Annotated in this window: 5 protein-coding genes, 1 tRNA gene and 3 pseudogenes; 3 read left to right on the top strand and 6 right to left on the bottom strand. The window is 51.5% G+C overall.

The genetic code is table 11. The features are described from left to right. Positions 1 to 153 precede the first annotated feature (153 nt). From ACMX3H_RS16570 to ACMX3H_RS16555, 4 genes and pseudogenes are all read right to left on the bottom strand, one after another. Positions 154 to 999: an FAD-dependent oxidoreductase gene (locus tag ACMX3H_RS16570; RefSeq protein WP_415211605.1), complete on the bottom strand. Its 846-nt coding sequence runs from the start codon at positions 997 to 999 to the stop codon at positions 154 to 156. 12 nt (positions 1,000 to 1,011) lie between these two features. After that, on the bottom strand, positions 1,012 to 1,545 hold the full coding sequence (locus tag ACMX3H_RS16565; protein ID WP_415211604.1) for a dihydrodipicolinate synthase family protein: 534 nt from the start codon (positions 1,543 to 1,545) through the stop codon (positions 1,012 to 1,014). Positions 1,546 to 1,578: 33 nt separating this feature from the next. Continuing rightward, positions 1,579 to 1,863: a dihydrodipicolinate synthase family protein gene (locus tag ACMX3H_RS16560; RefSeq protein ID WP_415211603.1), complete on the bottom strand. Its 285-nt coding sequence runs from the start codon at positions 1,861 to 1,863 to the stop codon at positions 1,579 to 1,581. A 654-nt stretch (positions 1,864 to 2,517) separates the two neighbouring features. Continuing rightward, a pseudogene (locus ACMX3H_RS16555) lies at positions 2,518 to 2,799 on the bottom strand (ATP-binding cassette domain-containing protein); the annotation flags it as partial. 296 nt (positions 2,800 to 3,095) lie between these two features. Between ACMX3H_RS16555 and ACMX3H_RS16550 the strand changes: the two are divergent. The 3 genes and pseudogenes from ACMX3H_RS16550 to ACMX3H_RS16540 all read left to right on the top strand — a co-directional run bounded on the left by ACMX3H_RS16550 (position 3,096) and on the right by ACMX3H_RS16540 (position 4,789). After that, positions 3,096 to 4,058 (top strand): annotated as a pseudogene (locus ACMX3H_RS16550) (formate/nitrite transporter family protein). 331 nt (positions 4,059 to 4,389) lie between these two features. Beyond that, positions 4,390 to 4,464 (top strand) — tRNA-Arg (locus tag ACMX3H_RS16545). A 166-nt stretch (positions 4,465 to 4,630) separates the two neighbouring features. Continuing rightward, on the top strand, positions 4,631 to 4,789 hold the full coding sequence (locus ACMX3H_RS16540; RefSeq protein ID WP_415211602.1) for an Arm DNA-binding domain-containing protein: 159 nt from the start codon (positions 4,631 to 4,633) through the stop codon (positions 4,787 to 4,789). Positions 4,790 to 5,050: 261 nt separating this feature from the next. Here ACMX3H_RS16540 and ACMX3H_RS16535 read toward each other — a convergent pair. Both ACMX3H_RS16535 and ACMX3H_RS16530 read right to left on the bottom strand, forming a co-directional pair. Next, a pseudogene (locus ACMX3H_RS16535) lies at positions 5,051 to 5,353 on the bottom strand (ATP-binding protein); the annotation flags it as partial. Positions 5,354 to 5,381: 28 nt separating this feature from the next. Continuing rightward, on the bottom strand, positions 5,382 to 5,620 hold a 239-nt coding region (locus ACMX3H_RS16530; RefSeq protein WP_415211601.1), incomplete at its 5' end, for a transposase domain-containing protein.

Below are 5,620 nucleotides of genomic sequence, written 5' to 3'. Positions count from 1 at the left end.
CAACCAGCTTAATGTTAAAGTCCAGCGGGAAATTGGGACGATGTCTTGAGGGTTTTGGTGGGGTTTGTTTCATGAATTGCGCCCATTAAAAAAATAATGGACATCATCTTCAATAACTTGATGGGGAATTAACAGACGGCGCTGGGCGTACGCTTACGACAAATCGAAGCCATGAACGCGGGTGGCGTTAAAATGGATACTGCCCGGATGCACGCTGTTGAGGACAATAATGCTATCGCGGCCGAATTTCAGCTCGCCGGCGTCCACCGCTTGTTTCACCAATTTCTTGAACCCTGGCGCCACAAAATAGTGCTGCTTTAAGCGCTCGTCGTAGGGCCGCAGCGGGACACAGTCGGTTTTGAACTCGAAATAGTCCGGGTTGGCGCAGATGTAGTCATACACCTTATCCACGTCCACGTCCGCCATTTCAAACATCGCGGAACTGGGCTGCGCCTTGTGGGTTACCGCATCGCCGTAAACATAATCCGCGCCGGCTTTAACCGCCACATCGCCGTCGCCCGAACAGTCGATCACCACCTTACTGCGGAAAGTGTAGTCTTTGTCCTTAGCGGAAATGGTGACACCGGTGACTTTGTTGCCTTCTTTGAGAATATCGCTGATGAACACGTGGAAGAAGATATCGACCCCGGCTTTCACCAACATTTCCTGCGCCACGTATTTGTATTTCTCACGATCGTAAAAACCCAATGACGCACCGCGGCCGTAAGGATCCAGGGTTTTTAGATGTCCGGTGCTGCCGCCGGCCGCCATCAGCTCATCCATGAATTCCTGCGGAATGCCGTCAATCACCTGCTCATCGCCATAATGAAAAGGCGAAATCGGCCCGATCAGCGAATTTGTGGCGGTGCCGCCGAGAAAACCCAACCGTTCATCGACAAGCGTTTTCGCCCCCGTCCTGGCTGAAGCCAATGCGGCCATAACGCCGGCCGGTCCGCCGCCAACGACGATGACATCATATTCTGATTTGAAACTTTTCATTCTGTCTACTCCTTAATAAAAACTCTTCTCGAGTTTTTCGGTAAGATGGAAAAGATAAAATGTCTCTTTTTTAAACATATCGGTTAAGCCATTATCATTTTGCTGCCGGCTGGTGGTGCCCATCGGTAAATGCATGACGCTGGCAAGATAATATTTAGCGTTGACCGGATAATATTGCCTTTCAATTAAAGACATGATGGAAAGGTCTTCCGCCAATTCCTCCACCCTTTCGTCCCGAAAGTTTTCGCAAAGCCACACATACAGTTTCGGATGAAAATTGGCCATAACGCCGCTATAGCCCGCCACCCCTTTCCTGAGCGAATCAAGCAAGGTCGTGGTATTGGCGTTATAAATTTTTATGGTGCTGCCCTGGGTTAACGTAATTCGCCGCGCCAGAATGTCTGCGTCGCAACAGGTATCTTTGATGAAATAGAACCTGCCAGTTGATAGACAGAATTCAATGATTTTCTCAGACAGCAGGTGTTTATAAGGATAAGGACATTCATATAAGCCCAGCACCGTTTGCGGATCCAGCTTATCCAGCAATACCTGACAATTTTTTATCCAGCATTCATCGCTTTAATGTTCACGCGCCAGCCGGTTGGTAATTAAAATCAGCACCTCGGCGCCGGTTTTCTCCATCGCCTGCATTTCCGCGATTTGATCGTGAATATCATCCGCAACGTGGCCGGACGTGATGACCGGCACGCGTCCCGCGCTGATGCCCTTCACCGTTTGGGTAACGTTAATGCGTTCCTCAAGCGTCAGAAAGAATTGCTCGCTTGACTGGCAGACGGTAAAAAGCCCCGCCMCGCCCTGATCAATATACCAATTGACCAATGTTTCTAGTGCTTCGTAATCCACGTCGCCATTTTTTTAAAGGGCGTCAACATAACTGGCCACACCCCGCCCGGGAAAGACTTACTCATGCCCTACTCCTGTCATTGACTACCGTATGAATGTTGGCTGTTGCGCGCATCCCTGCGTCACCTCTGCGTGCTTTAGTCGGCGGCATCAACGGAGACGTTGCCCTGCCGTGTAAGGGGTTTGTCAGCATGGCGGCCGTGCCGTTCTTTCAGGAAGAATGCGGTTAATACGGTGACCATCGACGCGGCGGTGACATACAGGGCAACCAGCGTCCAGTGGCCGCCATCGTAGCGCGCCAGCGATGTTGCGATAGTAAGCGCCCTGTGGAGGACGTCTTGAATTATTGGTGGGTTTGTTGTATGAGACAGTAAACCTACGTTACACGCTTATGCTCATTGCATCTTCACATTGTATTGATTTTAATAACTTTTATTTACATCACGGTTTGAGTGATATGAAATTAGTGGTTCTGAAGTTTGTGATAGTGTCCATTAAAATTTAAGTGGACACTATCATCGCCGGATTATCCATGATCTGACAACCGTCCCTTATAGGATGCGGGTTCACTAGGCATCGTAGTGGAATATATTCTTACCGGGCCATACAACAAACCCACCAATAATTCAAGACGTCCTCCACGGGGCGCTTACGATTTTCCCACGGCGTCAGGGTGGGCTTAATGCCCACCTGATGGCCGAGATAAAGCAGCTCGCGATGATAGTCGCTCCGACACTGACGCAGCGGGCGCTGGCGCCAGCGTATCTCGCCGTCATCCGGCGGCGCCAAACCGGCCAGGATCCGCAACAGCGATGTTTTGCCGGCACCATTCGCGCCCTCTATTTGCACCCAATCACCGGGACCGATCTCATCGTTCAATCCGCTAAATAAGGGGCGATCATCGCGTACACAGGCCAGATTGTGGATTGCCAGCATCAGAAATTAAACTCTTTATTAACAATGGCCCGCATCATAACACGGGGCGCCAAAGGAAAAAGGCCGTCGCCGACGCTACCGCCGGCCTATTACCGAATAGCCTGTATTAGATCAATAAAACGCCTGAAAAACCAGTAACGTTAAAATTTTGTTATTCATTAACCACAAATTATAGCGGGACATATTTTTTTTGACGCCCTCGCCGCGCGCACGCGACTGATTGCGCCCTAGCCGCTACGCTTATGAGGTTTGCCATCCTCGCCGCTGCCAAAGAGACAAATCTATGCATCAAGAACGTGAAAAAACCCCCAGCCGCCCCCCAGCAGAATGAGAACAGCCCGCGTCGGGACGATGAACCTTCCCCCGCCGGTGGCAAAGACCATGAAGCCGAAAGCCAGGAGAATGAAGAAGGTACCGATATTGAGGTGGAGGAGAAGAACCTCCCTTCCCCCTCCGCCGCGGTGCATGAAGAGATCCGCCAGGAAGGAGAGAAAGAGCTGGAACGTGATAGTCTGGCATTAGGGTGGTCCGCCCTGGCGGCCGGCCTGTCGATGGGCGCCTCGTTAATGGCAAAAGGAATTTTTCACGCGCGGCTCCCTGAAGGCGCAATCGATTTTTTTGTCGAAAATCTGAGCTACACCATTGGTTTTGTTATTGTCATTATGGCGCTCCAGCAACTGTTCACGGAAAACACCTTGACCACCGTATTGCCCTTTATGCACAAACCTACCCGCCATAATTTTGCTATTCTGATGCGGCTTTGGAGCGTGGTGCTGGTAGGCAACCTGATTGGCACGGCGTTAATGGCTTTCGCCTTTATCCACCTGCCGGTGTTTGACAGCGCTACGCGCGCGGCTTTTGTCGCGCTTTCCCAGGAGGTGATGACCAACACCCCAGGCGAGATGTTTTGCAACGCCATCATCTCCGGCTGGATCATCGCATCGCTGGTCTGGATGATGCCCTCGGCAAAACACAATAAACTTCTTATCATTATCCTGATGACCTATTTAATGGGCATCGGCGATTTGACCCATATCGTGGTGGGATCGGTCGAAATCCTGTATCTGGTCTTTAATGGCGATATCCCGTGGTGGTAATTTTTCTATCCGTTCGTGCTGCCCACGCTGGCGGGCAATATCGTTGGCGGTACATTTATTTTCGCGTTAATAAGCCACGCCCAAATACGTAACGACTTGAACCATCACCGGCGAGCATCCGCCGCCAGCGACCATAAAACGTCCCCCGCTAAACAAGATTAGCCCCCGGGGACGATCGGCGACGCGACGGGCCCCTCGCGTGACGCCCAAGACTTAAGTCGCGGAACGCGCGCGATGCGTCCTCGGGCGGCATGAGGCACGCGCCGCGCGCCGGCGCCGACACCCTCTGGCGTGTGTCGCGACGACACACCGCTGCGTTCAGCGTCATGTCGTCGTGGTTTTTCCCCGCGCCAGCAGGCGCGGATGCCGTCGCACGCTCACGGTTCCGCCCCATGAAGCGAGCAATGCCGCGCTTTGACCAGGAATTGAGCAAACGCGCCGCCGGGTGCTTATTTCCGGGGCCAGATAGGCTATACTGGCCGCCGCTTGGCGTGTCTCCGTAGTTAAACGGATATAGCAAGCCCCTCCTAAGGGCTAGTTACAGGTTCGACTCCTGTCGGGGACACCATTCTGACCTTAACGTTCATAACTTCGCATTACCTAAACACCACGCCAATCCAGGATTCCTGCCAGTTAATAGATACACTCCATTACCCAAAATTCTTTGATATGACACAACTTTCGCGGACATCATTGCGGGCATAATTTTGATGCCCCCTTAGCAATACCCACTCTTGCTAACCGCAAAGCAAATAGAGCAAGCCAAACCCAGAGAGAAAGGCTACAGCATGTCGGACATGGGTGGTCTATTCCTATTCGTTACTCCCACAGGCGCCATGGTCTGGCGGATGCGGTATCGCTTCGACAGCAAAGAGCGGACGCTCAGCATATAGGCGATCATCCAAAAGTTTTTTGTCTGAAGCCAAGGCAGTGCAGTCAGCCACCAAATTAAAAATTAACACCGGCATCAATCCCGTCAGCGAAAAGAAGGCGCTAAAAACACCTACCCCGAATCTTGCAAACGCTGATACTTTTGCAGATTCCGACGTATCCGATCATCTGTTCCGGCGACATCCGATCAGTTATTCCGATATTTTCCGATCACCCATTCCAGTGATATTCGATCATGTGTTCGCTCATCTTCTGACTCGGTTTTAGTCTATTTTTCCTGTGCTTGCTACTCCTTGCTCTTTGCGTAGTGATTCGCCTATAAGTTCCAGTCGATAGCTGGGGTGTACTAGCCGATCGAGTAACGAGTCAGCTGCCGTGGGGTTTTCTATCAGTCCATACCATTTTTTTACCGGCAGTTGACTGATCAGGATGCTGCTGCTTTTGTCGTAACGATCTTCCATCACCTCCAACAGCATCGTTGCCTGTATCGGACTCATTGATTCCAGGCCCAAGTCGTCCAAGAGCAGTAACTCTATTTTTTCTAACTGCTTAAGCTGTTTTAGGGTAAGCGTACGCCCAGCGCCGTATTGACAGTTATTCAGCAGGGATGGTGAGGTTCCACGGCAGGAGCTCTTTGATTTTGTTGATGGGATGATCCGCGATAATCGCCAGCACATGGCGCAGATACGCTTTCGGCTCCACGCCGTTCAGTTTGCAACTGCCGATCAGCGTATACATCAGCGCCGCCCGGTCGCCGCCGCTATCCGAACCGAAGAACAGATAGTTCTTGCGACCCAGGCTTATTACCCGCAGCGCGTTTTCAGCGATATTAT

Source organism: Sodalis sp. (in: enterobacteria) (genome assembly GCF_047607725.1).
Classification (GTDB): Bacteria; Pseudomonadota; Gammaproteobacteria; order Enterobacterales; family Enterobacteriaceae; genus JBLKSS01.
Note: the sequence above shows the minus strand (reverse complement) of the source record. Positions and strands in the feature narration are given on the sequence as shown.

Coding starts and splice junctions, on each gene's coding strand:
- ACMX3H_RS16570 (WP_415211605.1), bottom strand. CDS start 999: ATGAAAAGTTTCAAATCAGAATATGATGTCATCGTCGTTGGCGGCGGA.